Origin of the sequence: Hymenobacter frigidus, from assembly GCF_014640435.1 — a bacterium.
Classification (GTDB): Bacteria; Bacteroidota; Bacteroidia; order Cytophagales; family Hymenobacteraceae; genus Hymenobacter; species Hymenobacter frigidus.
This window is the reverse complement of sequence record NZ_BMGY01000005.1, coordinates 153,617-176,409: the sequence shown is the minus strand read 5'-3', so window position 1 is coordinate 176,409 and position 22,793 is coordinate 153,617. Positions and strand designations below refer to the sequence as shown.

Sequence of the window (22,793 nt, the reverse complement as noted above, 5' to 3'; positions counted from 1 at the left end):
TCTTACTCCACTCCTTTCCTTCATTGACCTAAATTAAGAGGTCGTGTCTGAACATAGGATAGGATATGTTAGTCGCTGCGGCTGGGAGGACGTATTGCTTCGCTGCGCTCGCAGTGACGGCCGTTACAAATCCCAAACCGTACTGCGCTGCTGGCGCATGGCCCGCCGCACATCCATCCAGAAAGCACCGGCAAAGTAGAGCACGATGGGCGACCCAAACGTGAAAAACGAGGCGTATACGAACGAAAGCCGGACGCTACGGGTGCTGAATCCCCACTTCTGGGCTAGCGCCGAGCACAGCCCAAAAGATTGGGTTTCGAGGTAATCGGTGAAGCGTTTCATGGGCGTTAGTGACTGGTGGAAAATAAATTACCTGGGCTAAGATAAGGCTTTTGGCAGGAGCGCGCAAGCCCGGCTGCGTAATTTTGCCGGCCCCGGTCCGACTAATTCGGTGCTTTTTACGTTTAATGGGGGAGCTTTTGTTTTCCAGGACTACACCTTTTGATGATATATCTTTTGCGGCCAGTGGCCCACTCGCTGCTGGCAGCCACCGTATTCTTGTCCGCCTGTGCCTTACCCCGGGTGCTGAAACAGGCCGAGGCGGGCCGCGTCGTCAGCACCCGTCCTTCGCCCCTCACCGCTTCGGGCGAAACGGTACCCTTCGAAGTAGTGGCCCGCGTACCAGCCCAGCACCTGCGTAAAGGCGTGGCCTACGAGCTACTGCTGCGCTACCGCTACGAGCACGGCTTGCGTGAGGACACCCTCGGCCGCATTGCCTTCACCACCGGAAACTACGTGTACGACGAGGAGAATAAGGGCCTGCTCGTGGCTACCCAAAAGTTCACCATCCCCAACACGCCCGGCCGCAACCCCGGCGAGCTGCTGGCCCACGCCCAGGTGCGTGAGCTGAAAAAGAATGGCAAAGTCCTGCGGGCGGCTGAGGATGTGCGCGTAGCCCGCGGCATCGCCGACCCGGCCCGCCTCGTCACCCGCGAAGACACTGTACTAGCGCTGCTGCCCGAAAACGCCAGCAATGTGATGAGCGGTACCCGCGTACTGCCCTTCTTCTTTGATGAGGACCAGTGGTTTATCCGGGGCTACCTGGGTACCAACGTGGCCGCGCTGGAGGACCTGATTGACGCCAACCAGTACACCCGGCAGGTGCTCATCATCGCGGGGCACTCGCCCGATTCTACCGATGCCCACAACCGCCTGCTGGCCAGCAAGCGCGTGCGGATGCTGCTGTACTACTACAAACAGCGGGTGAAAAACTTCTCATATCTGAATAAGAACGAGGAAATTAGCTACGACACCCTGGCCTACGTCCGGCGCTGGGACACCTTTCTGAACAAGGTCATGACCTCGGCCCTGAAAGCCGACCAGATTGACTCCGTGGTCACGCTCATCAACGACACCCAGGGCACGTTCGAGCAGAAGGAAAAGGCCCTGCACCGGCTTTCCTCCTTCGATTACATTGAGCAATACATCTATCCCGTGCTGCGGTTTGGCACCGTGGCGGTGACGTACTCGGCCCCCAAGCGCTACGATTCGGAGGTGTATTTACTGTCAAAAAAGATTGTGGAGAAACAGGTAGAAGCCGATGCCCTCACACCCGAAGAGTTGCGCTACTCGGCCACGCTAACGCCGCTGCTGGCCGAAAAGCAGCGCATTTACGAAACGGCCGCCGCCAACACTAACAGCTGGGAAGCCTTTCACAACCTGGGCGTGGTACTGCTGCAGCGGGCCGAGAAGGAGCCCACCGATAAAATTCAGAAGGCTTATTATCGCCGTGCGGCCGTCAACTTCACCCTGGCCGCCCACCGCAACCCCACGGCCGAGTTCTTCTACCACGCCGCCACCGCCTACCACCGCGCCGGCGACCGCCTCGAAGCCCTGCAGAACTACGACTACGCCATCAAGCTGGGAGGGGCCCGCCCGTTGCTGCGCAAGATTTTCTCGGACCGCGCCGCGCTTGAGATTGAAGTGGGCCAAGCCGATGAGGCGCTGCGCAGCCTGCAATACGCGGGGCCGTCTTACCAAAATGCGCTCAATACTGGCCTCATCCACGTAGGTCGCGAGCACTACGAAGTTGCTTTAGAGCAGTACCGCCTCGCCCAGGCCCTGCGCCCCACGGCCGCCGCACCGGTCTACGGCATGGCCGTAGTAGCAGCCCGCCAGAAAAACGAGGCCGCCGTGGGCACCTTGCTCAAGCAGGCCGTGGCTCTGGACCGCCGCTACGCCCAACGGGCCGTGGAGGACCTCGAATTTCAGGACCTGGCCCAGGGCAAGGTATTCCGGGAGGCATTGCGGTAGACTGGATGCCCTTAGCCCGCAGAGGTCGCGGAGGTTTGCGCAGATGACGCAGAACGTTCTGCGCAAACCTCCGCGACCTCTGCGGGCTAAAAAACGAGGACCATTGCCCGTCTGCCACACCTGTCGTAGCTTTGCCAAACGGCCCAATTGCGGCTTTATCCAAACGAATAACATGCGTCAAATTCAATTCCGTGAGGCCTTGCGCGAGGCCCTATCCGAGGAAATGCGCCGCGACCCGCGGGTTTTCCTCATGGGCGAAGAAGTGGCCGAGTACAACGGAGCTTACAAAGTGAGCCAAGGCATGCTCGACGAGTTCGGGCCAGACCGGGTGATTGACACCCCGATTGCTGAGCTGGGTTTCGCCGGCATCGGCGTGGGCGCGGCCATGAACGGGCTACTGCCGGTCATCGAGTTCATGACGTTTAACTTCTCGCTGGTTGCTATCGACCAAGTGATTAACTCGGCGGCCAAGATTTACTCCATGTCGGGTGGCCAGTATTCCTGCCCCATCGTGTTTCGCGGCCCCACCGGCAACGCCGGTATGCTCTCAAGCCAGCACTCGCAGAATTTCGAAAACTGGTACGCCAACTGCCCCGGCCTGAAAGTGGTGGTACCCAGCAACCCCTACGACGCCAAAGGCCTGCTCAAAGCCGCCATCCGCGACCCCGACCCAGTGATATTCATGGAATCGGAGCTGATGTACGGCGACAAGGGCGACGTGCCCGAGGAAGAATACCTGCTTGAAATCGGCAAGGCCAACGTGGTGCGCCAAGGCAAGCACGTGACCCTGGTAAGCTTCGGCAAAATGATGAAGCTGGTCTACACTGCCGCCGACGAATTAGCCAAAGAAGGCATTGAAGCCGAAGTCATTGACCTGCGCTCGGTGCGCCCCATTGACTACGACACGTTGGTGAATTCGGTGAAGAAAACCAACCGCATGGTGGTTGTGGAAGAAGCCTGGCCCTTGGCCAGCATCTCGGGCGAGTTGGCCTACATGGTGCAGCGCCGCGCCTTCGACTACCTCGATGCCCCCGTCATCCGCATCAACTGTGCCGATGTGCCCCTGCCCTACGCCCCCACCCTCATCGAAGCCTCGCTGCCCAACGTAGCCCGCATCGTGAAAGCGGTGAAGGAAGTGACCTACGCCAAGGTGTAGCTGATTTACTTGCAGCCAGCAGAAAGCCCCGTCAGCAACTACTGACGGGGCTTTCTGCTGGCTGAAGTTTTTATGAGGGAGCCTCGCTTGGCGGGCGTACCTGACCGGCCGTAGCCGCCGATAAGTACCAGCAGCCCCACAGCCAACCCAGCGCCAGCCCCAGCACCGCCAGTCGCCGCAGCGGAGAGCGCAGCCGTTGCCAGCCCGCTAGGGGTTGCCAAGTTCCCGCAACCCCGGCCAGGATTAACAGATGCAGCGGCAGCAGAAACCGGCATTCCACGAGCGTGGGCAGCGCCAGCAGGCAGGGCAGCAGCAGTGCCAACAGCACCGGCGCGGCCTGGGCCCAACGGCGGGCAGCACCAGGCGGGTGACGACGAGTTCGCCACCAGCCCGCGGCTGCCAGCGCAACTGCCAAACCCAGCAGCGCATAGTTAATCAGGCGCAGCGCCACTTGCCCGGGCGGATGGAGCCTTAGCGGGTAAGGCGTCGGAAACCAGATGTCCAGGCCGTTGAAGAGGTGCCGCGAGTAACGGCCTGCCGTATGCAATGGCTGCTGCGCCACAAATGCAGCAAAATGCCCGTAGCTGGCAAAGCGCTGGCCCGGCACCGCCGCCAAGGCCCGCTGACCCACCGAATCAGCATACAGCAGCGAGCGGGGGACTTCCGGAATCAGACTCGACTCATATCGCTGGAAACGGGTACCCCAGGCCAGCTGCTTAAGATAAAGCGGCTGGCTACCGGGCGGCTGGGCCAGCACCAATGGCGTGGGCCGCTGGAAATTTCGCTGATTGATAAGTGCCTGTGGCAACAATACCAACGCCAGACCCGTCACCAACGCGGTCAGGCTACCAGCTAAATTCCTCCTGGTTTCCGCTCGCTGCCCCAAGAGCCACAGCCACCCCGGCACGCTGGCCAGGTAAATGGGCCGGATGTTGAGGGCCGCCGCCAGCAGTATTCCGGCAACCAATGCCCACCGCCACCCTGGCCGGCCCAGGGCCACTAGCCCTAGCAACAGCAGCGTCAGAGCCGGCATGTCGCTCAGGGTGAAGTTGAAGTAGTCGCGCCAGAACAGGAAGGTGAGACCCAGCAGCACCAGCCAGCGCCCCAATGGCAGCGCCCGGCCGGTAACCTGCGCCCACAGCTGCGGCATGGCCAGCCCGAACAGCACACTGGCCCAGCACGCACCCAGCACGCGCGCGCCAGTCAGCATGCTCCAGCCTGTGAAGTGGCACAGCAGCCGGGCCGGCAGTATTAGCAACGGCCCCAGGTAGCCCCGCAGCGGCTCATCATAGGCCAGCAGCGAGAAGCCGCCGTGCTGGGTGAATTTGAGCGACAGTTCCCAGTATTGGGCGGCATCGAACCGGAATTGGTCGGGGGTGTAGCCGCTCAGGGGCAGGTAAGCCGCGTACAGGGCCAGCACCAGCAGCATGCGCCAGCGGGCGGGCACTACCATGGCTGCGCCTCTTCGGCGGGAAGCAGTTCGTGCAGCGGCAGGGTATGCCAGATGTCACGCGGGGCCTTATACAAATGCTTTTGGGCACTGGCTGAAGCCGAAAACCCGCTCACCACCGTGGCAACGTACCCAGCCACCACCAGCCCGCGCGCGCGGGCCGAAGCAGCCCGCCACCAGCGTAGCGGAGTGGCGCCAAATGCTACTGCCGCACTCAACAATAGGTGCAGCGGCAGCAGAAAGCGGCACTCGATGGCTGTAAGCAGGGCCAGCAGGCAGGGCAGCAAGAGGGCCAGCAACACCAAAGCCGGCCGAACCCAACTGGCCCTAGGGCGTTGCCAGGGCCGAAGCAGTAGTATCAGCAGCCCGCCGAAAATCAGCGAATAGTTCAGCCAGGCCAGTGGCCAGGTGGGCACAAATACCTCCTGGATATAGGGCGTGGGATACTGCACATCCAGCGCATTAAATAAGTGGCGCTGCCACACCCCCATGCTACGCCACGGGCGGCCGAGGCAAAGCTGCACGTACTGGCTGGCCGTGCTGAACTCCGTGAGGCCAGTGGCCTCCCACATGGCTTTGCCGCGCTCATCCATGAAGTACATGCCCGCTTGCATGTAGTCGCTGCCAACAGTGGTTTCGTACTTCTGGGTTCTTAGCCCCCATTCCAATTGCTGCAAAAAAAGCGAGGGTTGCCCCGGCATGGTAGTGAGCACCCACGGGGAGCGCACATTTACATGTATACTGTTGGTGTAGGCCTGGGGCAGCAGCACCGCCGCCGCGCCCAGCACCAGCGCCCCGCCCCGTACCAAGCCCCACCATTGGGCACGCCCCAGTGGTGGCACTAGCGCCAGCAGCCCCACCGCAGGTAGTGCCACTTGGTATATAGGGCGCATGTTGGTGGCGGCCGCCACCGCGACACCAGCCAGCACGGCACTCACTACGCCCCGGCCACGCAGCAACGCAATCAAGGATGCGGCCAGGGCGAATAAGGCTGGAAAGTCGGTCAGACTGAAGTTGAAATAATCGCGCCACAGCACAAAGCCTAAGCCGGCAAACAACAGGCGGCGGCCCAACGACACGGCCGGGCCGCCTTTTACAGCCTGCCACAGGGCCGGGCCAGCCCAGCCAAACACCAGCGCCGCAGTGGCGGCGCCGAGGTAGCGCGTCATTTCGATGGGCAACATCTTTGCCTCCACCACTAGTTGCGTGAAGGGGCTCAGCAGCAGCGGAAACAGATAGCCACGCTGAATATTGAAGTAGGAAAGAAACTCGAAGCGGCCAGTTTCAAAATATTTTTCCGCAAAGTCCCAATACCCTCTCGAGTCATGATGCAAACCAACGTAGGTGGTGGAAGGCAGATAAGTACAGTATATAATCCCAATTACCACCACCGCCAGGAGCCCCGGCTGTTTATGCAGCCACGCCCAGATTTGCTTCAACCAATAAAACTTACCCATATTGTACCGTACCAATCCGGCTGAACTGCCGTACATTCCCTCGTAATTGTCGCTCAAAGCTACGTCACTGCTTTCATCGCTCCCACTCGCATGAACCACCGCCTACACCTCAAATTAGAACAATTGGAACGGTCTACCGGGCGCCTGCTGGCCTCCGCCGAGGCGCTGGGGGCTGATAGTGGCAAGTCGCCTGCGCCGGGGCATTGGTCGGCTACGCAGGTCGTGCATCACTTGCTGTTCATTGAAGGCAACATCATTCAGTATGTGCAGAAGAAAATGCAAGCGGAGGAAATGCTGCCCAAAGTGGGTTTGTTCACGCGGTTGCGGGCGCGGTTTATCCGGTTGTTTCTGCGCCTGCCCGGCTTTAAGGTGAAGGCCCCGCGCGGCGTGGCCACCGTTACCGATGCCGGCGACCTGCCCAGCCTGCCCGAGCTGCGCGCCACCTGGGAAGCCTCGCGGCGCCAGCTCGAACGGCTGCTCAACGAATTTCCGGGCCGCCAGCTGAACCGGGCCATATTTCCGCACCCGCGCTCGGGCCGCATCAATATCTATCAGGTGATGGAGTTTTTGCTCGACCACCTGCTGCACCACCAGCAGCAAATCAACCGCATCACCAAAGCCCTGCGGCCCGTTGGCCCCGAGCTGGTCAGGAGCTAAGCACCCGGCGGCCGGGCTAGCGTACCGGGGCCTCGTAAATAGGCAAGTTGCGGAAAGCCTCACTTAGCTCGGCGGGCGGAGTGATGAGCTTGCGGCGGTCGAGGTCGAGCCAGGCTCCGTCCACGGCCACGGTAGCGGCCACGCGGCCGTCGGCCTTGTAGATGGTGTGCGTGATGCTCCAGCGGGTGCCGTCGTCGTTCACGGTGCGTAGGCGGCTATTCACCCGGATTTCCTCGCCGATGTGGACTTCTTTCAGGAAGATGGTTTCCTCGCGGAACAGGATGGGACCCAGCCGCAGGCGGGCAAATTCTTTGATGTCGTAACCCCATGCGGCGAGCAGCACTAGGCGCTGGTCGGCGGCGTAGTCGGCGTAGGCGGAGTGGCGCATGTGGCCGTTGGGGTCCATGTCGGCCCAGCGGGTGCGGTAAGTGGTAGCGTCGGTCATTGGGGAAACAAGAAATTGATAATCAGGAACAAAGAGTTGAGCAAAACCGACAACACGCGGTTTCACCTTCCGCCTTCTTCATTCCGCATTAGTTTAAGGGAGAAAGCCGCACGAGGTATTGGTCATTCTCGTCTTCACTGAGAAATTCGGCGCTGTAGCCGGCTGTTTCAGCGGTATCGTTGAGCAGGGCGGCATCCACAAAAAGCCAGGGAAAGGGTTCGCCGGTGCGGTTTTGGTAGCTCAGGGTATAGGCTACTTCGCCGTAGTAGGGACCATTCAGGTTGAGGAGGAGCGCGCCGTCCTCGTCTTCGTAGAGGTAGCGCACGTCCGACGACGTGGCCAGAATCTGGCCGCCGGGAGCCAGCAAGGTGCGGGCGTGAGCCAGAAATTTGTCCAGTCCCTCCAGGGTACCGGTCAGGCCCAGGCCGTTCATGAGCAGCAGAATGGTGTCATACGGCAGCTCGGTGGGCGGCAGCGGGGCAAACAGGTCGTGCCGGGCGGCGGTGCGCACACCACGCTCCGTCATCACCTGCACCGCTCCGGCCGATACGTCCACGGCTTTCACGTGTTCGAAGCCCCGGCTTTGCAGCTCCAGACTGTGGCAACCGGCGCCGGCCCCAAGGTCGAGCACGCGGCCCCGGCTTTCGTCGAGGGCCAGGCGCTCCAATTCCGGCATTTGCAGCAGCGGGCGGAAGAAGTACGCGGCCGGCAGGGGCTCGTCATCAGCAGCGGTGCAGTGCACGGTGAGGGAGGCCGCGATATCGCCGCGGTGGTAGTCCAGCAGGGCTTTGCCCAGAATATCAGGAGCGGAAGTCGTCGTCATGCGTTGGATGGTAAGGGCGGGGAGGCCACGCCAATCGGACTGCCTTCCTCCTACCCAGGCCAAAATTACCCAAAACTTCGCGGGGAGGCCGGGCGTTTGAAAGGCAAACCCGATTATCAACCGCCCCCATGCTCACTTCCAAACTTCGTAAAGGCCAACTGCCCACCAAAATCTGCGTCACTTGCGGCCGTCCCTTCGAGTACCGCAAAAAGTGGCGCGCCAACTGGGAAGAAGTGAAGTACTGCGGCGAAAAATGCCAGCGCAACCGCCCGGCGTCAGGCGCAGCCAAGGCGACCACCTAAAGGCCCAGGGCGCGATTCCCGTATCTTTTCGGCGAAATCGTTCATTTGGCAACCGGGCCGTCCGCCCGCACCAGCCGTCACCTTCCCTGCAATTTTATTCCCCAATGGCCTCCAACCTCGACTACCTGAACCCCGCGCTCATTCCGCTCGAAGAGAAAGTCAATACCTACCTGGAAACGGAAAAGGCCCTGCGCCGCGCTACCCAGGGCCTCGCCGGGCCACCCCCGACCCAAAGTCCCGACCAGCTACGCCAAAGCTTAGACCGCCTGGAGCAGGAAATACTGGCCCTGCTGCCTACCCGCAACGAATGGGTGAAAGTAGACCTCGGCTACGGCCCCAGCCGCGTGGGCGCCTGGCACGTGCCCGCAACCGCCGCAACACCCGAGCGCTACGAGCTGCGCGTGGTTCACTAGGCGCTTGGCCTAGTGGCCCGCATCCCAATCGTAGCCCAATTCCGCCCATAAGTCCTTCGGCCGGGTGTCGGCGAAGGCGATGGTGCCGATGCGCTTAATGTGCTTGATGCCGTATTTGAGCGGGGTCACCAGCCGGAGCGGTGCGCCGTGGCCGGCGGTCAGGGGCTGGCCATTCATCTCGTAGCACAGCAGCGTTTGCGGGTGCAGGGCACTAGCCATGTCGAGGCCCACGTAGTATTTTTCATCAGGCGTGACCAGGCTCACGTAGGGTGCCAGGTCAGCGGGCGGGTTTAGCGGGTCGGCGGGGCGGCCGCTGCGGGTGGCCAGCGGGTAGCGGGCCAGAAAATCGGACAGCCGCGCGCCGCCCCAATGCACTATGGTGCTCCAGCCTTCAATGCACTTAAGCTCGGTGGTCATCGCCACTTTGGGCAGCGCCTGGATATCGGCCAGCGTGAATTCCTGGGTTTGACCCGTGCCGTAGCCCTGCACGCGCAGCCGCCAGGTTGCGGGGTCAAGCTCGCTTTTCAGCCCGTATTTGCCGTTTTCGCGGGGCGTGCGGGCGCGGTTGCGAGCAAACTCGGGGGCCAGGCGCGTTTGCTTGAAATAAGCACTGCTAAGGCGGCCGTTGGCATCGAGCGCCTTGCGCAGCGGGCGCGGAATGCCGGAATCGTCGGGCTGCGACAACAGCCAGCGCCAGCCCCCAATGCCCACTAGGCCCGCCAGCCCCAAGCCAATGAATGAGCGCCGCGAGCGCCGGCGGGCCTCGGCTAGCACCGCAGCTTCGGATTGCAACGGAGCCCCCGGACCATCGGCCGGGAGCGGCCCAGATGAGTTGTCAGTCATGCTGAAAACGAACGGTTATTTGGATGAAAGGGACGCATCAGCGGCGGGCAGCGACGTAGGCCCGGCCGTGACCCGGTGCGTAGCGGGGTCGACTTCTTCGATTTCGAAGCCAGCCACCATTGCCCGAAAATTGTTCCAGCCGGCCCGCACTACCTGGGCAATGTGCACGATAAAAAACAGCACGTAGCCGATGGTGAGCGCGAAATGCAGGATGCGGGCAAACTCATAGCCCCCCAGCAGCGCGGTGAGCCAGCCAAACTGCGTAGGCTTATAGATAGCCAAGCCGGTAAGCACCGAGCCCAGTCCCATGAGCACCACGCTGGTGTAGGCAATCTGCTGGGCACCGTTGAACTTGCGCACCGGCAGTGGCTTCTTGTACAGGCCCAAATCGTGCAGCGTCACCAGCACCGCCTCCCGAAACGAGTGCCGGGTGGGCAGCAGGTAGCGCCACTCACCCGAATAAATCGTGTAGAGCACGTACAGCAGCCCGTTCAGGAAGAAAACCCACATCAGCACGAAATGCCACGCCATGCCTTGGGCCAGCTTGTGGTCGATGTGGAAAGCCTGGTAAAACGACTGCGGAAAGAACTTGAACAGCGTGATATCGCCCCAACCGAGACGGTACACATCATTGGCCCAGTAAATCCACAGGCCACTCCAAATCATCAGGCTGAGAACGGGAAAGTTGACCCAGTGAAACCAGCGGATGGCCAACGGGTGCTTTTCGATAAGCTGCTTCATAAATCCCGAAACGTGAGGTAAACGGATGCAAGGTACACCGGGCCCAAAACCAGCCCCTCGTCTTGTCCGACGCGGTCCCCGCAGCTTCCTTACAACAAGTAGCTACCAGAGATGGCACAAAAAAAGTGGCAACCCAAAGGGATGCCACTTTCCATACCAAAACACCTTAAAAACTATTCTTTCACGATGGCACTAACAACAATTGCACCAAAAGATTCCGAAGTAGTTAGAATTTTCTTCAAGCTGTTACCTGTAAATCCATTACCCAGGTAATAAATATGATGAAGCTGTTCAAGAATCAGTCAAAACTAAGTTGAAACGCCGTGCTTATCTGGCGTGCTTTCGACTTCCTAAATAGCTTCGATAACAGCGTTATTATTCAACTAATCAAGTTATTCTTTTGCAATGCGCGTTACCACCTGGCTTTCGCCGATGCGCAGCGTGAGCAGGTAGATGCCGGGAGCAACACCGGGCAATGCCAGCGGCATCGAATTGGCACCTGCGCGAACGGCCACGGCCTGTGCCGCCACGGTGCGGCCCAGCATATCGGTGATGCGAAGCTGACCGGTAGCACTGAAGCGGGCATCGAATGATAGCGTGAGCGCCGAGTTGAAGGGATTGGGAGCGGTACTAAACGTTTCGGGCAGCACGGCGGCGGGCTGGGTGGCTAGCACCACCTGCAGGTTGCGTGCACCCCGGTACACTTGCCCACGGATTTCGCCCGAGGGGTTGGCAGCGGTGTGCAGGTTCAGGTAGATATTCTCGTTGCGGAACTGCAACGAGCGGCTCACGTCGAAGGGCACGGCGTTGTCGCTTTTCCAGTAGCCGGCGAGGGACGTAGGAGTGGTGGCATTATCAAAAAACGAAGTCAGGCTGAACACCACCGGGCCCGACTGCGCGGCCGAGCCGGAGTGGAAGTGGCCCATAGTGGCCGGCCCGCTCAGGCCGCCCCACACGGCGGCGAAACGAGCATTGGTCTGGTCCCGGTCGATGCTCACAAAGCCCACGCCGTAGCCAGCGGTGGTTACCGGGTTAGGTTTTTCCTGAGCCCCGTTCAGCACGATGCTGTAGCCCTCGCGCGCCAGCCGGATAACCTGCCCGCGGATTTCACCGTTCGGGTTTGCGGCCGTAGTCAGTACGGTGTTGATACCATTACTCAGCAGCAGGTTTACTAAGGCGGGGGTCAGGGTCGGGGCCGTAATCTCGAAGGTGATAACGTTGCCCACGGTGTTGCCACCGACACCGGATATCACGGGCACGATGCTTACGAGGTTGGCGGGCGTATTGGCAACGCCAGCGTTGGCGGCGTAAAGCTGCAGGTTAACGGGCGGGCCACTCAGGCCCGTGTAGGCCACCTGTACGCGCACGGTGTCGAGGGTGCCGACGAGCCGGCCCACGGATACGGCCGAGGCGGTGGTGGTCACGGCGGGCACCATTTGCGCCCCGTCGAAGCGAGCATCCAGGGGCAGCACGCGCCGCTCGGGCAGTACCTGCGCCCGGATTTCGCCACCGGGGTTAGCGGCAGTGTGGAAGTTGATGTACACCCCGCCCTGCACCAGCGCGGTTCGCAGCGCGGGCGTGAGTAACGGGGTAGCACCTTGCGACGAAATTTCGCCTTCCAGTACGTTGCCCATGAGGAAAGGCGTGAGGCTCAGGGCCACCGGAGCATTGGCACCGGGGCCGGCAATGTGGAAGTGCGCGCCAGTGATGGCACCGCTCAGCCCGGCTACCACCACCCGAAACTTCAGGCGCTCCTGGTCCTGGCTTAGGGTGAATACGCCCAGGCCGGAGGCGTTGGTGACCACGGCCGGCGCTTCCTGGGCGCCGCTCAGCACGCCTGCCAGCGCCTCATCCGATTCTACCGTGACCTGGCCGCGGATTTCGCCGCCGGGGTTGGCCGCCGTGTGCACATTCAGGTACACCAGCCCGCGCAGGAGCCGCGCGATGCGCAGGGGCGTGACCTGGGCCCCGGCCAGAAAGCCCGAGAGGCGGTTGCCGCGCAGCATGCTTATCAGGTTCACACTCACCGGGGCGTTCATGCCCGCCGGGGCGTCATGAAAATGCACGCCCGTGACGGGCCCGCTCAAGCCGTTGAAAGCCGCCTGAATAAAGATGGTGTCACGCCTGGAGTTGACGGTGATGGCCGCTACGCCCTGACCGGTGGTGGCCACGGCGGGCACTTCCTGGGCCCCGCTAAGCCGGGCCGTCAGCAATAGGTGGGGGCGCAGGTGGTCGGCCGAAGCCGCCAACGGGGCGGCCAGCAAGGCAGCAGCGGCCAGCGAACGAAGTAGTTTTTTAAACATGGGTTCTAAAAGTGAAGTGGTTGGGGTGATGAAAGACAGAAGTAGCCGGCAGCCCGGTCTGCCCCCATAACTCGGAGCCGACAGTCGCAAGGTTGCCCGATGCATCTGGTTTTTTCTATGTCATTGGGTAAGCGCTGAATTCGCCAGAATGTTTTGATGATTTTCGGCAACAATCCATTAGCTACTAACACCCTGTCACGGCGTCACCCTGTTCCCAGACCAGCTTTTGAACGAGCCAAATCGACGAGCTGAGACATTAAAAAAAGCCCTGACGAATCGCCAGGGCTTTTTTAGGCAGTTAGACTGCGAAGGTCTTCCGCGGGCGGGAGCTTAGCGCATCATGCCGCCAGGGCCGCCTTTCATGCCGCCCATCATCTTGGCCATTTGGGCCATACCGCCCTTGGTCTGGCTCATTTTATTCATGGTGCGCATCATTTTGCGCATGTCATCAAACTGCTTCATCAGGGCATTTACCTGCTGAATGTCGGTGCCCGAGCCTTTGGCCAGGCGGCGCTTACGCGAGCCGTTGAGCAAGTCGGGATTGGCCCGCTCCTGCTTGGTCATGCTCTTGATGATGGCCTCAACCGGTTTGAAGGCGTCGTCATCAATGTCCACGTCCTTCATGGCCTTGCTCATGCCCGGAATCATACCCATCAAGTCCTTGATGTTGCCCATCTTCTTGATTTGCTCCAGCTGCGAGAGGAAGTCGTCGAAATTAAACTGGTTTTTTCGGATTTTGGCGTTGATGCGCTTGGCTTCTTCCTCATCAAACTGCATCTGGGCCCGCTCCACCAGCGAAATCACGTCGCCCATGCCCAGAATTCGCTGGGCCATGCGGTCGGGGTAGAATAGGTCCAGCGCGTCCATCTTCTCGCCGGTCGAGATGAACTTGATGGGTTTTTCCACCACGGCCCGGATGCTGAGGGCCGCACCGCCACGCGAATCACCGTCGAGCTTGGTGAGCACCACGCCGTCGAACTGCAGCCGGTCGTTGAAGGTTTTGGCGGTGTTCACGGCGTCCTGGCCGGTCATGGAGTCCACCACAAACAGCGTCTCGCTCGGGTTGATGGCCGCCTTCACGGCCTCAATCTCACGCATCATCTGCTCGTCCACGGCCAGGCGGCCAGCGGTGTCGATGATGACGACCTTTTTGTTGTTCTTCTTCGCGTACTCGATGGCGTTGCGCGAGATTTCAACGGGGTTCTTGTTCTCGACTTCCGAGTACACTTCCACGCCGATTTGCTCACCCAGCACCTTCAGCTGGTCGATGGCGGCGGGGCGGTACACGTCGCAGGCCACCAGCAGCACGGTGCGGTTTTGCTTCTTGATAAAGCTGGCCAACTTGCCCGCAAACGTGGTTTTGCCCGAGCCCTGCAGGCCCGCGAGCAGCACCACGGCCGGGTCGCCCTTGATGGTGATGTCCTTCTTCTCGCCGCCCATGAGCTCGGTCAGCTCATCGTACACGATTTTGACCATGAGCTGGCCCGGCGACACGGCTGTGAGCACGTCGCGGCCCATGGCAGCCTCCTTAATCTTGTCAGTTACATCTTTGGCAACCTTGTAGTTAACATCGGCATCAACCAGCGCCCGGCGGATTTCCTTGATGGTGGCCGCAACGTTGATTTCGGAAATACTGCCCTGGCCCTTGAGGGTTTTAATGGCCCGGTCGAGCTTGGTGGAGAGGTTATCAAACATGGATTCGCTGAATTAGCTGCGCTGAACGTCGTTTGCCTGACTTAGGCGGAATTGGCTGATTTGGTGCGGCGGGCGCTGCCCGGAATCAAACCGAAATTGAACCCCAAAAGTAACCACAAAAGGCCGAAAACCGGCAAACGGCGTACCTTCGCGGCCCGCTTTCTGATTCCCGCTTTCGTGTCCGTTTCCCGCCCGCTACGCCTGCTAGTCATCACTTATTATTGGCCGCCTTCGGGCGGGGCCGGCGTGCAGCGCTGCCTGAAATTTGTGAAGCACTTAGGTCATTTCCAAGTGGAAGCCACCGTGATAACCGTGGACCCGGCCCAGGCCACCTACCCCGTGCTCGACGAAAGCCTGCTGGCCGAGGTCCCACCGACAGTGCGCGTCATCCGCACCGGCACCACCGAGCCGTTTGAGTCCTATAAGAAGCTGACGGGCCGCGCCGTGCCCTACGGCGGCTTCGCCAACGAAGGCAAGCCCGGCCTGCTGCAGCAGGCCCTGCGCTTCGTGCGCGGCAACCTATTCATCCCAGACCCGCGCCGGGGATGGAACCGCCACGCCCTGGCCGCCGTGGAGCAGCTGCTGGCCGCCGGCGAGCAGTTTGATGCCGTGCTCACCTCCTCGCCCCCGCACTCCACCCAACTCATCGGCCTGGAGCTGAAAAAACGCCACGGCCTGCGCTGGCTGGCCGACCTACGCGACCCCTGGACGGATATTTATTACTACAAAGACCTGCATCACACGCCGCTGGCAGCCTGGCTCGATGCGCGCTACGAGCGCCAGGTCCTGACCCAGGCCGACGCCGTGTTGGTCACTTCGCCCGAAACCAAGCGCCTGTTTCTGGCCAAGCTGCCGGTGCTGCCCACCACCAAATTCCACGTACTGCCCAACGGCTACGACGAGTCGGATTTCCGCCAGTCCTCGGCCGCGCCAACCGACTGCCTGCGCATCACCCACACCGGCACCATCACGGAGCTGTACCGCATCGAGCAGTTGCTAAAGACCGTGGCTACCTGCGCCGCCGCCCACCCCGAGGTACCGTTGCGGCTGCGCTTCGTGGGTCAGGTTTCGGCTGAGCTACGCGGCCAGATTGAGCGGGCGGGACTCTTGCCCATCACCGAATTCATCCCCTTCGTGCCCCATGATAAGTCGGTCGAGTACCTATTAGAGTCCTCTGTGCTGCTGATGGCCATTCCGGACGTGCCGCGCAACTTCGGCATCCTGCCCGGCAAGGTGTTCGAATACCTGGCGGCCAACAAGCCCATCCTGTGCGTGGGCCCCACCGGCTCCGACGCCGACAACCTGCTGCAGGAGTGCGGCGCGGGCCAGGCCCTGCCCTACCAGGATGCCGCGCTGATGCTCGATACGTTGGAAACCCTGGTGGCCCAGTGGCGCATCAACTCCAACCTGGACTTGCCGGCCGTGAGCCACACGCGCTACTCGCGCCGGGCGCTGGCAGGCGAGTTGAGTAAGATAATGAATAACTAAACTAAAACTCCCTGACCAATAATAGGGTCATTTTAATACAAAACTCTCGAAATTTACACGAAATGAATCACCTTGACAAACTTAACGCAGCCTACCGTAACGCACCGGAGATATTTCAAGCCGGAAGATATTGGAGAGCATACGAAGAACAAATCACCGATGAAGTCAAACAGGCTGATTTAAGTGAGCTGAGGAGCGGAAAATACCCAATATTCACCACCTTTGGCTTCAATGATTTGGTATATTATTACCATCCTCGAATGCCATTTTATATAAAGTCTATCCGTAAAATTGTTCGGAAGCTTTTCATCGATAATCGCGCTTCTTTGCCTTATTCCTTGCGTTTATCGGACATACGGGAAATGGCTTATAAATATAGCAGCCTTCAAGGACAGCTATCGGGTGCACAACCAATTAGCAATGTAGAAGCAAGTGATTTTGGTAATCCTCAAGACTTGTTTGTTATCAAGGGTAAAAAATACACCATGAAATTTCTTAGCTTCTATGTACGGTATTGCTTTGCTCAAAATCACATAAAGTTGAGAGGTGATGAAACCATTGTTGAACTCGGCTCAGGCTCAGGATTTCAGGTTGAGATACTTAAAAAAATGTATCCGAATCTGACAATCCTCTGCTTCGACTTGCCCGCACAATTGTATTTGTGCGAAAAATACCTGGAAAACGTATTTGGTAACAACGCAATTGTTAGTTCAGAAAAGAATTTGGAACTCAGTGACCTCTCCACTTTGGAGAAAGGCAAAATACACTTGTTCGGCAATTGGCAATTTCCCTTACTGACAAACTTCAAGTTTGATATTTTTTGGAATGCCGCCAGCTTTGGCGAGATGGAGCCCGACATCGTAGCTAATTACTTGGATTATGTAAAATCCAATTGCAACTGGGTTTATTTGATGCAAGCTCGAAATGGAAAAGAAAGCTCCAAAGAGCATGGAGTTGTCAAGCCTATCCTTTTCGCTGATTATAGCCAGATGCTCGGCAACAGCTATACACTTGTAGAGGAAGACGACGCTTACGATGCGCATAGAAGAGTATCCCAGACCGGCGGATACTTTCAGGCCCTATGGAAAATAGCTCATAAATAGCCATCAAATAAAGCCAACTACTGCCTTAACCTTTCTCAAATGCTGACAATTCCTTCGCCGAGTCAGGCAAAGATGAGATTACCAGGATTAGATTATCTGCGTGGCTTGGCTGCCTTGGGTATAATGACTTACCATTACTGCTCTTGGACCTTCGGAGAGCAACCGGCAAATTCGTTTTTAGGTCGAGTGGGAATCTACGGCGTGGCAATCTTTTATATTTTGAGTGGCCAAACACTTAGCTATATATATAGCTCAAGCCTTCATTTAAAGATTATCGATTTACGAGAGTTCTACAAGAGGCGATTCTTTAGAATATTTCCGCTTTTATGGTTAGCTACGTTACTCTCTATCGCACTTTCAAAACACGTTCCGGCTGCTACAGATGTCTTTTTGAATCTGACTGGACTTTTTGGCTTGGTAAAATGGGATGTTTACTTTGCGACTGGCGCTTGGTCTATTGGCAATGAACTGTGTTTTTATCTTGCTTTTCCTTTGTTAGTTTTTCTACTAAACAAGAGTCGAATCGTTTTTTTTCTATTTGCCCTGTTAGCACTTGTAATCACTTGTTACTTTTCATTTGTTGCTCTAAAAACTAATGCGACTTTGTCTGACCAGTGGCATATTTACACAAATCCATTGAATCAGTTCGTTCTCTTTCTGGGGGGTGTATTAATGGGAAAGTTCATTCAATCTAGTGCGGTAAGATTAGTTCAGAGTGCTTTAATAGGAGCCATTGGATTTGCAATTTTTTTATTGCTTCCAATTCAAGGCGCCGCCATTGTGCTTGTAACGGGTTTCAACAGACTGTTCTTCATCGTTAGCTGCTTGCTGCTTTGTTACAGCTTTTTTAGCTCTGTTCACGCATCGGTGTTTATCGATAAGCCTTTGCTATTACTGGGCCAAATAAGCTATTCGGTATACTTACTACATCCATTAGTATATGCGATTATTAAGGCTTGTTTCTCATTGATAGCTAGAGTTATTCCGGTACCAAACATATACACGTTGCTTACTTCAATAATTGTGTCGTTAGTAGCCAGCTACCTATCGTATACCTATTTTGAGCGTTTTTTCATAGGAATTAGCCACAATAGCAAGTCTTCTGGTTTCGTTGGTTAAGCTCGTAAGCAGCATTTTAGCTAGCTTTGATTAGATTCCATTTTGCGAATTCCTCAAATCAATCCACATTATCTACACTTTTGCCAATGTCATTTCATTTACGCTCATTATCAGCAGGTATAGCACTGCCCATCATTGGGTTGTTGCCACTATCAGCGCTCGCTCAACCTATCATCGTGGGAGTGTCCCCAACGGTGAATCAACGCTCAGCCCCGAGGGCCAGTAGTGTAACCGCAACGTTTAGTGAGCCTTTGAGCTCTGGCTCAGAAGCGGCTCTGCAGATATTCAGCACTCAACGTGGTGGCAGACGCACCGGCAACACGGGCACCACTGCGCTGACCGGGAACAATTTGTCGTTTGCGCCAGCGCATGATTTTAAACCTGGTGAGACAGTATTTGCTACAGTAACCACTGCGGCTAGGAGCACCAATGGCAACTTGGCCTTGCCACGTGTTTTTCAATTTACGACTGCAGCTACTGGCGGCAACGGTACATTCAGTAATGGTGCAGAAGTATCGGTTGGAAGCAATCCATATATCGTAATCACTGCGGATATTGACAACGATAACGACTTGGATTTGCTGACACCAAACTTCACAGGTAATTCCGTTAGCATCCGTCTGAATAACGGTAGTGGGGCTTTTGGCGGTACTGCCGAAGTTCCAGTCGGCAGTCAGCCCCGTGGCCTTTCACTATCTGACATCGATGGCGATGGCGACCTTGACATTGTAACTGCTAACTATAACGCAAATACAGCCAGTGTGCGATTTAATAACGGCAGCGGACTTTTTTCAGGCAGCTCCGAATTGGTCGTGGGCAATCAACCTCAGAGCGTAATGTTGACCGACTTGGACGGTGATGGCGACTTGGATTTGTTGGTGTCAAATGGTGCCGGAAATACCGTGAGCATTCGAATTAATAATGGGAGTGGAACGTTCAGTGGCGGCTCAGAGGTACCTGTTGGCACTTTTCCATTCAGCTTGACCACCGCCGATGTTGACAACGATGGGGATATGGACCTGATTACGGGTAGCTTTCAGAGCACAACGGTTAGCATCCGTTTGAATAACGGCAGCGGTGCATTTAGTGGCACTACTAACCTAAGTTCAGGTAGTCAGCCCCGAGGTGTAACGGCTGCTGACGTTGATAGTGACGGCGACCTTGACTTGCTGGTAGCCAATTTTGGCAGCAATAATGTGGTCGTGTTCTCCAATAATGGCACTGGCGCTTTTACATTGAGTTCAACCCTGCCAGTTGGCAATTCACCGGGTGGTGTTACCGCAGCGGATATTGACGGCGACAGTGATTTGGATATACTCGTGCCAAACATATTCAGCAACACCGTGAGTGTGCGGGTTAACAACGGCACCGGCGTTTTCACAAACGGCACCGATGTTTCAGTAGGTAGTCAACCTTATCGAGTAGCAATGGCTGACTTGGATGGAGACAGCGACTTGGATATGCTAGTGGCAAACTTTGCCGGAAATTCCGTGAGCGTGCGTTTCAATGATGTTTCGACCCTCACAGATTTGGTAGTAAGTACCCCGCAAAACGTGAGCGGCACCTACCGTAACGTTACCGTCACCGGGCCAACAACTGGTGGTGCCGGCACTGCTACTCTCACTGGTGCCCTCGCAGTAATGGGCACCCTAACGGTGCAGGATGGTGGCACCCTGCTCACAGCCTGCCAGCCGCTTACGGGGGTAGGCAATTTCGTACTGGCCGCTGGCGGTACTTTGGGCATCTGCGACCCGCTGGGCATTGAGCAGACCGGCAATACCGGCTCGGTGCGGCTCACGGGTACCCGCAGCTTCAGCAACGACGCCAGCTATATCTACAATGGCACCGTGGCTCAAGTAACGGGCGGGGCCCTGCCCAGCCAAGTGCGCAACCTGACCACCACCAATACCAACAATGTCACGCTGAACTCCGCCGAAAAGGTAATGCAGGCCCTGACGGTGGGCTCGACGGGCAACTTGGTGCTGAACGGCCAGACCCTTACCCTGCCTTCCAGCGCGGCGGGCACAGCCCTGGTTGTGAACAGCAGCACGGGCCGTGTGCAGGGCAATACCGCGCTGATGCAGCGGTACCTCGACCCTTCGGTAAACGCCGGCGTGGGCTATCGCCACTACAGCGCCCCCGTAGCGGCCACCACAGTTGCCGACCTGATGACTGCCGGTTTCGCGCCAGTACTGAACGGTGCTTACAACAGCTCAGCTTCGCCGGGGCAGGTTACGCCTTTCCCCACGGTGTTTGGCTACGACCAAAATCGGCTGGCCACAACCACCAACAACTACAGCGCCTTCGACAAGGGCTGGGTGTCGCCGCTGGCTACCAGCGATGCCCTGGCAGCTGGCCGGGGCTACACCGTCAATATTTCGGCTGCTGAGAAAGTTGATTTCGCCGGCACCCTCAACACCGGCGACCTGACCGTAGCCCTGGCCCGTACCGCCGGCCCCACCGCTGCTGACGGCGGCTGGGCACTGGTAGGCAATCCGTACCCCGCCCCGCTCGACTGGACTACGGTAGCCGCTGCCGACCGCCCCAACCTGGACGCGGCCATGTACGTGTTCGAAAGCAGCAGCCAGTACAGCGGCACCTACCGCGCCTACACCAACGGCATGGGCGGTGGCAGCCCACTCATTGGTTCCAGCCAGGGCTTTTTCGTGCGGGTCAGCCCCGGCCAGACCACGGGTAGCCTCACTTTTCGCAACGCTCAGCGGATAACGAGCTACACCACGCAGGTACCCGTGCGCCGGGGCTCGGCCGAAACCCGGCCCTTGGTGCAGCTCAATTTGCAGGGCGCGGCCGGTCCGGCCGACGCGCTGTTCGTGTACGCCGAAACCGGGGCCACCGCGGGACTCGATTCGCAGTACGATGCCATGAAGCTTCCCAATCCCAGCGGCCTGAACTTGACGGCCCTGGCCGCCAACGGAGAGGCGCAGGCCATTGCGGGCCTGGCCAAACTCACCACCGCCACAGTGGTGCCGCTGAGCATCGGCGTGCCTGCGGCGGGCAGCTACACGCTCCGCGCCGACCAACTGCTTAACCTACCCACGGGCCTGGACGCCTACCTGTTCGATGCGCAGACCAATCAGCAAATCAACCTGCGCCAGCAAACTCGCTACACCTTCAGCGTGAGCCCTCAGCAAGCCCTGCAAACGATAGCCGGCCGCTTTGAGCTGCGCTTTGGTCCCGCAATGGGCCCCTTGGCAACGGCAGCGGCGCTGGCTGGCTTCGAGTTAATGCTATACCCAAATCCAGCCCATGCCAAGCTCACGATTTCCCTGCCGAATACGGCCGGGGCTATTGCTATGAAGGCGGGCATTTACAACAGCCTCGGGCAGCAGGTTCGGGCAAATATTCCGCTTTCCACTACCGGTACGACGCTCGACGTATCAGGCTTGGCAAAAGGCATCTACACCATCCGGGTGCAGGCCGGAGCCACGCCAATGGTGAAGCGGGTAGTAATTGAATAAAACTTTTCATTTGCCCCACAAAAAAGGCTCCCCGCAGATGCGAGGAGCCTTTTTTGTGCAGTTATTTCGAGTCATTACTTGAGTTGTAAAACAGCCTGCAAATCCGCCGCCAACCGCTGACTGAAGGCGGCGCTGGCGGCGCGCTGCAAGTGGTTGCCGTCAGTCGTGGCAAAGGGCTGGGTACTGTAATCCAGGTAAGGCACGGCTTGGGCGGCGGCCGTTTGCCGCATGAGCTGGTCGAATCCGGGCTGATAGATTTTCTCCAATGCCAGCAGCGACGGGCCCACCGGCAGCCGCACCAATACTACCCGGCCGTGGGGTTTTAGCCAAGCTATGGTTTGGCGCAAGGCCTGCAAGCGGCCCGCTGACAGGTGCTGGCTGGCAGCCAGCCGGCGGTAATCCTGCAATTTGCGGGAGGTGCGGGCGCGCACCTGGGCACTATCGGTGCCGATATTGACCTCCAGCCAGCCGTCGGGATGCAGGCGCTCGGTGGCGGTGGCGTAGTCGAGGGGCAGGCGGTAGAGCGGCTTGGTCTGGTAATGGGTGAGGTAGGCCAGGTTGGGATTCTGGCTGACCTGGTGCAGCTGGCCGATGAAGGAATTATCCTCCGGAAACGCGCCCTCTGGCCCGGTGAGCGACAACGACCACGGGTCGACGGCCACGATGAATAAGCCGTTTTTCGTTTCGGGCCGCAGCTTACGCTGGATACTGCGCAAGTACGCCGGGCCGTAGGGCGAGTGCGTGAGGGTGAAAGCGTAATTCAGCAGCGGTCCTTCAAGCTGCCCACCCAGCCGCGCCGTCAGCACCGCCGGCCGAATGCCCTGCGCCGCCCGCGACGTACCCAGCACCAACGAGCCGGCTGGCGGGGTAGTAAAACGGCCGTAGAAAGCATCCACACCGCCTTTCAGCACCACCGGGGCCAACAGCGTGGCTCCCAGCAGGCCCGCCACCGCCAGCAACAGCAGGCGCAACAGCAACTTGGATACGGCAGCTCGCACGGGCATTT

General features: G+C 58.5%; 19 protein-coding genes and 1 pseudogene. 10 read left to right on the top strand and 10 right to left on the bottom strand.

What is annotated here, in order from left to right:
* Positions 1 to 123: 123 nt before the first annotated feature.
* On the bottom strand, positions 124 to 342 hold the full coding sequence (locus IEW17_RS04395; protein WP_188560809.1) for a PspC domain-containing protein: 219 nt from the start codon (positions 340 to 342) through the stop codon (positions 124 to 126).
* A 162-nt stretch (positions 343 to 504) separates the two neighbouring features.
* Here IEW17_RS04395 and IEW17_RS04390 point away from each other — a divergent pair, with 162 nt between their 5' ends.
* Entirely contained in the window at positions 505 to 2,313 is a 1,809-nt protein-coding gene (locus IEW17_RS04390) for a tetratricopeptide repeat protein (protein ID WP_188560808.1), read from the top strand.
* Positions 2,314 to 2,356: 43 nt separating this feature from the next.
* Complete coding sequence (locus tag IEW17_RS04385; protein WP_188560807.1) at positions 2,357 to 3,469, top strand: pyruvate dehydrogenase complex E1 component subunit beta; 1,113 nt, start codon at positions 2,357 to 2,359, stop codon at positions 3,467 to 3,469.
* Between the two features lie 70 nt (positions 3,470 to 3,539).
* On the opposite strand, the gene IEW17_RS04380 is transcribed toward IEW17_RS04385, so the two are convergent.
* The gene (locus tag IEW17_RS04380) at positions 3,540 to 4,922 is read right to left on the bottom strand and encodes a hypothetical protein (RefSeq protein ID WP_188560806.1); all 1,383 of its coding nucleotides are present in this window, start codon (positions 4,920 to 4,922) and stop codon (positions 3,540 to 3,542) included.
* The gene (locus IEW17_RS04375; protein ID WP_188560805.1) at positions 4,916 to 6,253 is read right to left on the bottom strand and encodes a hypothetical protein; all 1,338 of its coding nucleotides are present in this window, start codon (positions 6,251 to 6,253) and stop codon (positions 4,916 to 4,918) included. Before IEW17_RS04375 ends, IEW17_RS04380 begins: the two co-directional genes overlap by 7 nt.
* Positions 6,254 to 6,466: 213 nt before the next feature.
* Here IEW17_RS04375 and IEW17_RS04370 point away from each other — a divergent pair, with 213 nt between their 5' ends.
* A complete protein-coding gene (locus IEW17_RS04370) occupies positions 6,467 to 7,033 on the top strand; it encodes a DinB family protein (protein WP_188560804.1) in 567 nt (188 codons plus the stop codon).
* A gap of 16 nt (positions 7,034 to 7,049) precedes the next feature.
* On the opposite strand, the gene IEW17_RS04365 is transcribed toward IEW17_RS04370, so the two are convergent.
* Positions 7,050 to 7,478, bottom strand: coding sequence for an acyl-CoA thioesterase (locus tag IEW17_RS04365; RefSeq protein ID WP_188560803.1), 429 nt, complete (start codon positions 7,476 to 7,478; stop codon positions 7,050 to 7,052).
* Between the two features lie 88 nt (positions 7,479 to 7,566).
* Positions 7,567 to 8,301 carry a class I SAM-dependent methyltransferase gene (locus tag IEW17_RS04360; RefSeq protein WP_188560802.1) on the bottom strand — a complete coding sequence of 245 codons (735 nt, stop codon included), beginning with the start codon at positions 8,299 to 8,301 and terminating at the stop codon, positions 7,567 to 7,569.
* Positions 8,302 to 8,429: 128 nt separating this feature from the next.
* Between IEW17_RS04360 and IEW17_RS04355 the strand changes: the two genes are divergently transcribed.
* Together IEW17_RS04355 and IEW17_RS04350 are read left to right on the top strand one after the other, a co-directional pair.
* On the top strand, positions 8,430 to 8,603 hold the full coding sequence (locus IEW17_RS04355) for a DUF2256 domain-containing protein (RefSeq protein ID WP_188560801.1): 174 nt from the start codon (positions 8,430 to 8,432) through the stop codon (positions 8,601 to 8,603).
* 104 nt (positions 8,604 to 8,707) lie between these two features.
* Positions 8,708 to 9,016 (top strand): hypothetical protein, encoded by a 309-nt coding sequence (locus IEW17_RS04350; RefSeq protein ID WP_188560800.1) that lies wholly within the window; start codon positions 8,708 to 8,710, stop codon positions 9,014 to 9,016.
* A gap of 9 nt (positions 9,017 to 9,025) precedes the next feature.
* Here the strand turns inward: IEW17_RS04350 and IEW17_RS04345 are convergent, their stop codons facing one another.
* The 4 genes from IEW17_RS04345 to ffh all read right to left on the bottom strand — a co-directional run bounded on the left by IEW17_RS04345 (position 9,026) and on the right by ffh (position 14,598).
* Positions 9,026 to 9,859 (bottom strand): molybdopterin-dependent oxidoreductase, encoded by an 834-nt coding sequence (locus IEW17_RS04345; protein ID WP_188560799.1) that lies wholly within the window; start codon positions 9,857 to 9,859, stop codon positions 9,026 to 9,028.
* Positions 9,860 to 9,874: 15 nt separating this feature from the next.
* Positions 9,875 to 10,600, bottom strand: a complete 726-nt coding sequence (locus IEW17_RS04340) for a cytochrome b/b6 domain-containing protein (protein ID WP_188560798.1) — start codon at positions 10,598 to 10,600, stop codon at positions 9,875 to 9,877.
* A gap of 392 nt (positions 10,601 to 10,992) precedes the next feature.
* Complete coding sequence (locus IEW17_RS04335) at positions 10,993 to 12,903, bottom strand: CHRD domain-containing protein (RefSeq protein WP_188560797.1); 1,911 nt, start codon at positions 12,901 to 12,903, stop codon at positions 10,993 to 10,995.
* Between the two features lie 330 nt (positions 12,904 to 13,233).
* A complete protein-coding gene (gene ffh / locus IEW17_RS04330; RefSeq protein WP_188560796.1) occupies positions 13,234 to 14,598 on the bottom strand; it encodes a signal recognition particle protein in 1,365 nt (454 codons plus the stop codon).
* Between the two features lie 177 nt (positions 14,599 to 14,775).
* Here ffh and IEW17_RS04325 point away from each other — a divergent pair, with 177 nt between their 5' ends.
* The 5 genes and pseudogenes from IEW17_RS04325 to IEW17_RS20815 all read left to right on the top strand — a co-directional run bounded on the left by IEW17_RS04325 (position 14,776) and on the right by IEW17_RS20815 (position 21,787).
* Positions 14,776 to 16,086, top strand: coding sequence for a glycosyltransferase family 4 protein (locus IEW17_RS04325; protein ID WP_229748804.1), 1,311 nt, complete (start codon positions 14,776 to 14,778; stop codon positions 16,084 to 16,086).
* A 62-nt stretch (positions 16,087 to 16,148) separates the two neighbouring features.
* The gene (locus tag IEW17_RS04320; protein WP_188560795.1) at positions 16,149 to 17,189 is read left to right on the top strand and encodes a putative sugar O-methyltransferase; all 1,041 of its coding nucleotides are present in this window, start codon (positions 16,149 to 16,151) and stop codon (positions 17,187 to 17,189) included.
* 39 nt (positions 17,190 to 17,228) lie between these two features.
* Positions 17,229 to 18,308 carry an acyltransferase family protein gene (locus tag IEW17_RS04315; RefSeq protein WP_188560794.1) on the top strand — a complete coding sequence of 360 codons (1,080 nt, stop codon included), beginning with the start codon at positions 17,229 to 17,231 and terminating at the stop codon, positions 18,306 to 18,308.
* A gap of 86 nt (positions 18,309 to 18,394) precedes the next feature.
* Positions 18,395 to 19,618, top strand: a pseudogene (locus IEW17_RS21420) (FG-GAP-like repeat-containing protein); the annotation flags it as partial.
* A 117-nt stretch (positions 19,619 to 19,735) separates the two neighbouring features.
* On the top strand, positions 19,736 to 21,787 hold the full coding sequence (locus IEW17_RS20815) for a T9SS type A sorting domain-containing protein (RefSeq protein WP_229748803.1): 2,052 nt from the start codon (positions 19,736 to 19,738) through the stop codon (positions 21,785 to 21,787).
* Positions 21,788 to 21,861: 74 nt separating this feature from the next.
* Here IEW17_RS20815 and IEW17_RS04305 read toward each other — a convergent pair whose 3' ends face one another.
* The gene (locus tag IEW17_RS04305) at positions 21,862 to 22,791 is read right to left on the bottom strand and encodes an SGNH/GDSL hydrolase family protein (RefSeq protein WP_188560792.1); all 930 of its coding nucleotides are present in this window, start codon (positions 22,789 to 22,791) and stop codon (positions 21,862 to 21,864) included.
* Positions 22,792 to 22,793: the final 2 nt, after the last annotated feature.

Coding starts and splice junctions, on each gene's coding strand:
- IEW17_RS04390 (WP_188560808.1), top strand. CDS start 505: ATGATATATCTTTTGCGGCCAGTGGCCCACTCGCTGCTGGCAGCCACC.
- IEW17_RS04395 (WP_188560809.1), bottom strand. CDS start 342: ATGAAACGCTTCACCGATTACCTCGAAACCCAATCTTTTGGGCTGTGC.
- ffh (WP_188560796.1), bottom strand. CDS start 14,598: ATGTTTGATAACCTCTCCACCAAGCTCGACCGGGCCATTAAAACCCTC.
- IEW17_RS04360 (WP_188560802.1), bottom strand. CDS start 8,301: ATGACGACGACTTCCGCTCCTGATATTCTGGGCAAAGCCCTGCTGGAC.
- IEW17_RS04340 (WP_188560798.1), bottom strand. CDS start 10,600: ATGAAGCAGCTTATCGAAAAGCACCCGTTGGCCATCCGCTGGTTTCAC.
- IEW17_RS04335 (WP_188560797.1), bottom strand. CDS start 12,903: ATGTTTAAAAAACTACTTCGTTCGCTGGCCGCTGCTGCCTTGCTGGCC.
- IEW17_RS04355 (WP_188560801.1), top strand. CDS start 8,430: ATGCTCACTTCCAAACTTCGTAAAGGCCAACTGCCCACCAAAATCTGC.
- IEW17_RS04305 (WP_188560792.1), bottom strand. CDS start 22,791: ATGCCCGTGCGAGCTGCCGTATCCAAGTTGCTGTTGCGCCTGCTGTTG.
- IEW17_RS20815 (WP_229748803.1), top strand. CDS start 19,736: ATGGCTGACTTGGATGGAGACAGCGACTTGGATATGCTAGTGGCAAAC.
- IEW17_RS04345 (WP_188560799.1), bottom strand. CDS start 9,859: ATGACTGACAACTCATCTGGGCCGCTCCCGGCCGATGGTCCGGGGGCT.
- IEW17_RS04385 (WP_188560807.1), top strand. CDS start 2,357: ATGACGCAGAACGTTCTGCGCAAACCTCCGCGACCTCTGCGGGCTAAA.
- IEW17_RS04315 (WP_188560794.1), top strand. CDS start 17,229: ATGCTGACAATTCCTTCGCCGAGTCAGGCAAAGATGAGATTACCAGGA.
- IEW17_RS04320 (WP_188560795.1), top strand. CDS start 16,149: ATGAATCACCTTGACAAACTTAACGCAGCCTACCGTAACGCACCGGAG.
- IEW17_RS04365 (WP_188560803.1), bottom strand. CDS start 7,478: ATGACCGACGCTACCACTTACCGCACCCGCTGGGCCGACATGGACCCC.
- IEW17_RS04370 (WP_188560804.1), top strand. CDS start 6,467: ATGAACCACCGCCTACACCTCAAATTAGAACAATTGGAACGGTCTACC.
- IEW17_RS04350 (WP_188560800.1), top strand. CDS start 8,708: ATGGCCTCCAACCTCGACTACCTGAACCCCGCGCTCATTCCGCTCGAA.
- IEW17_RS04380 (WP_188560806.1), bottom strand. CDS start 4,922: ATGGTAGTGCCCGCCCGCTGGCGCATGCTGCTGGTGCTGGCCCTGTAC.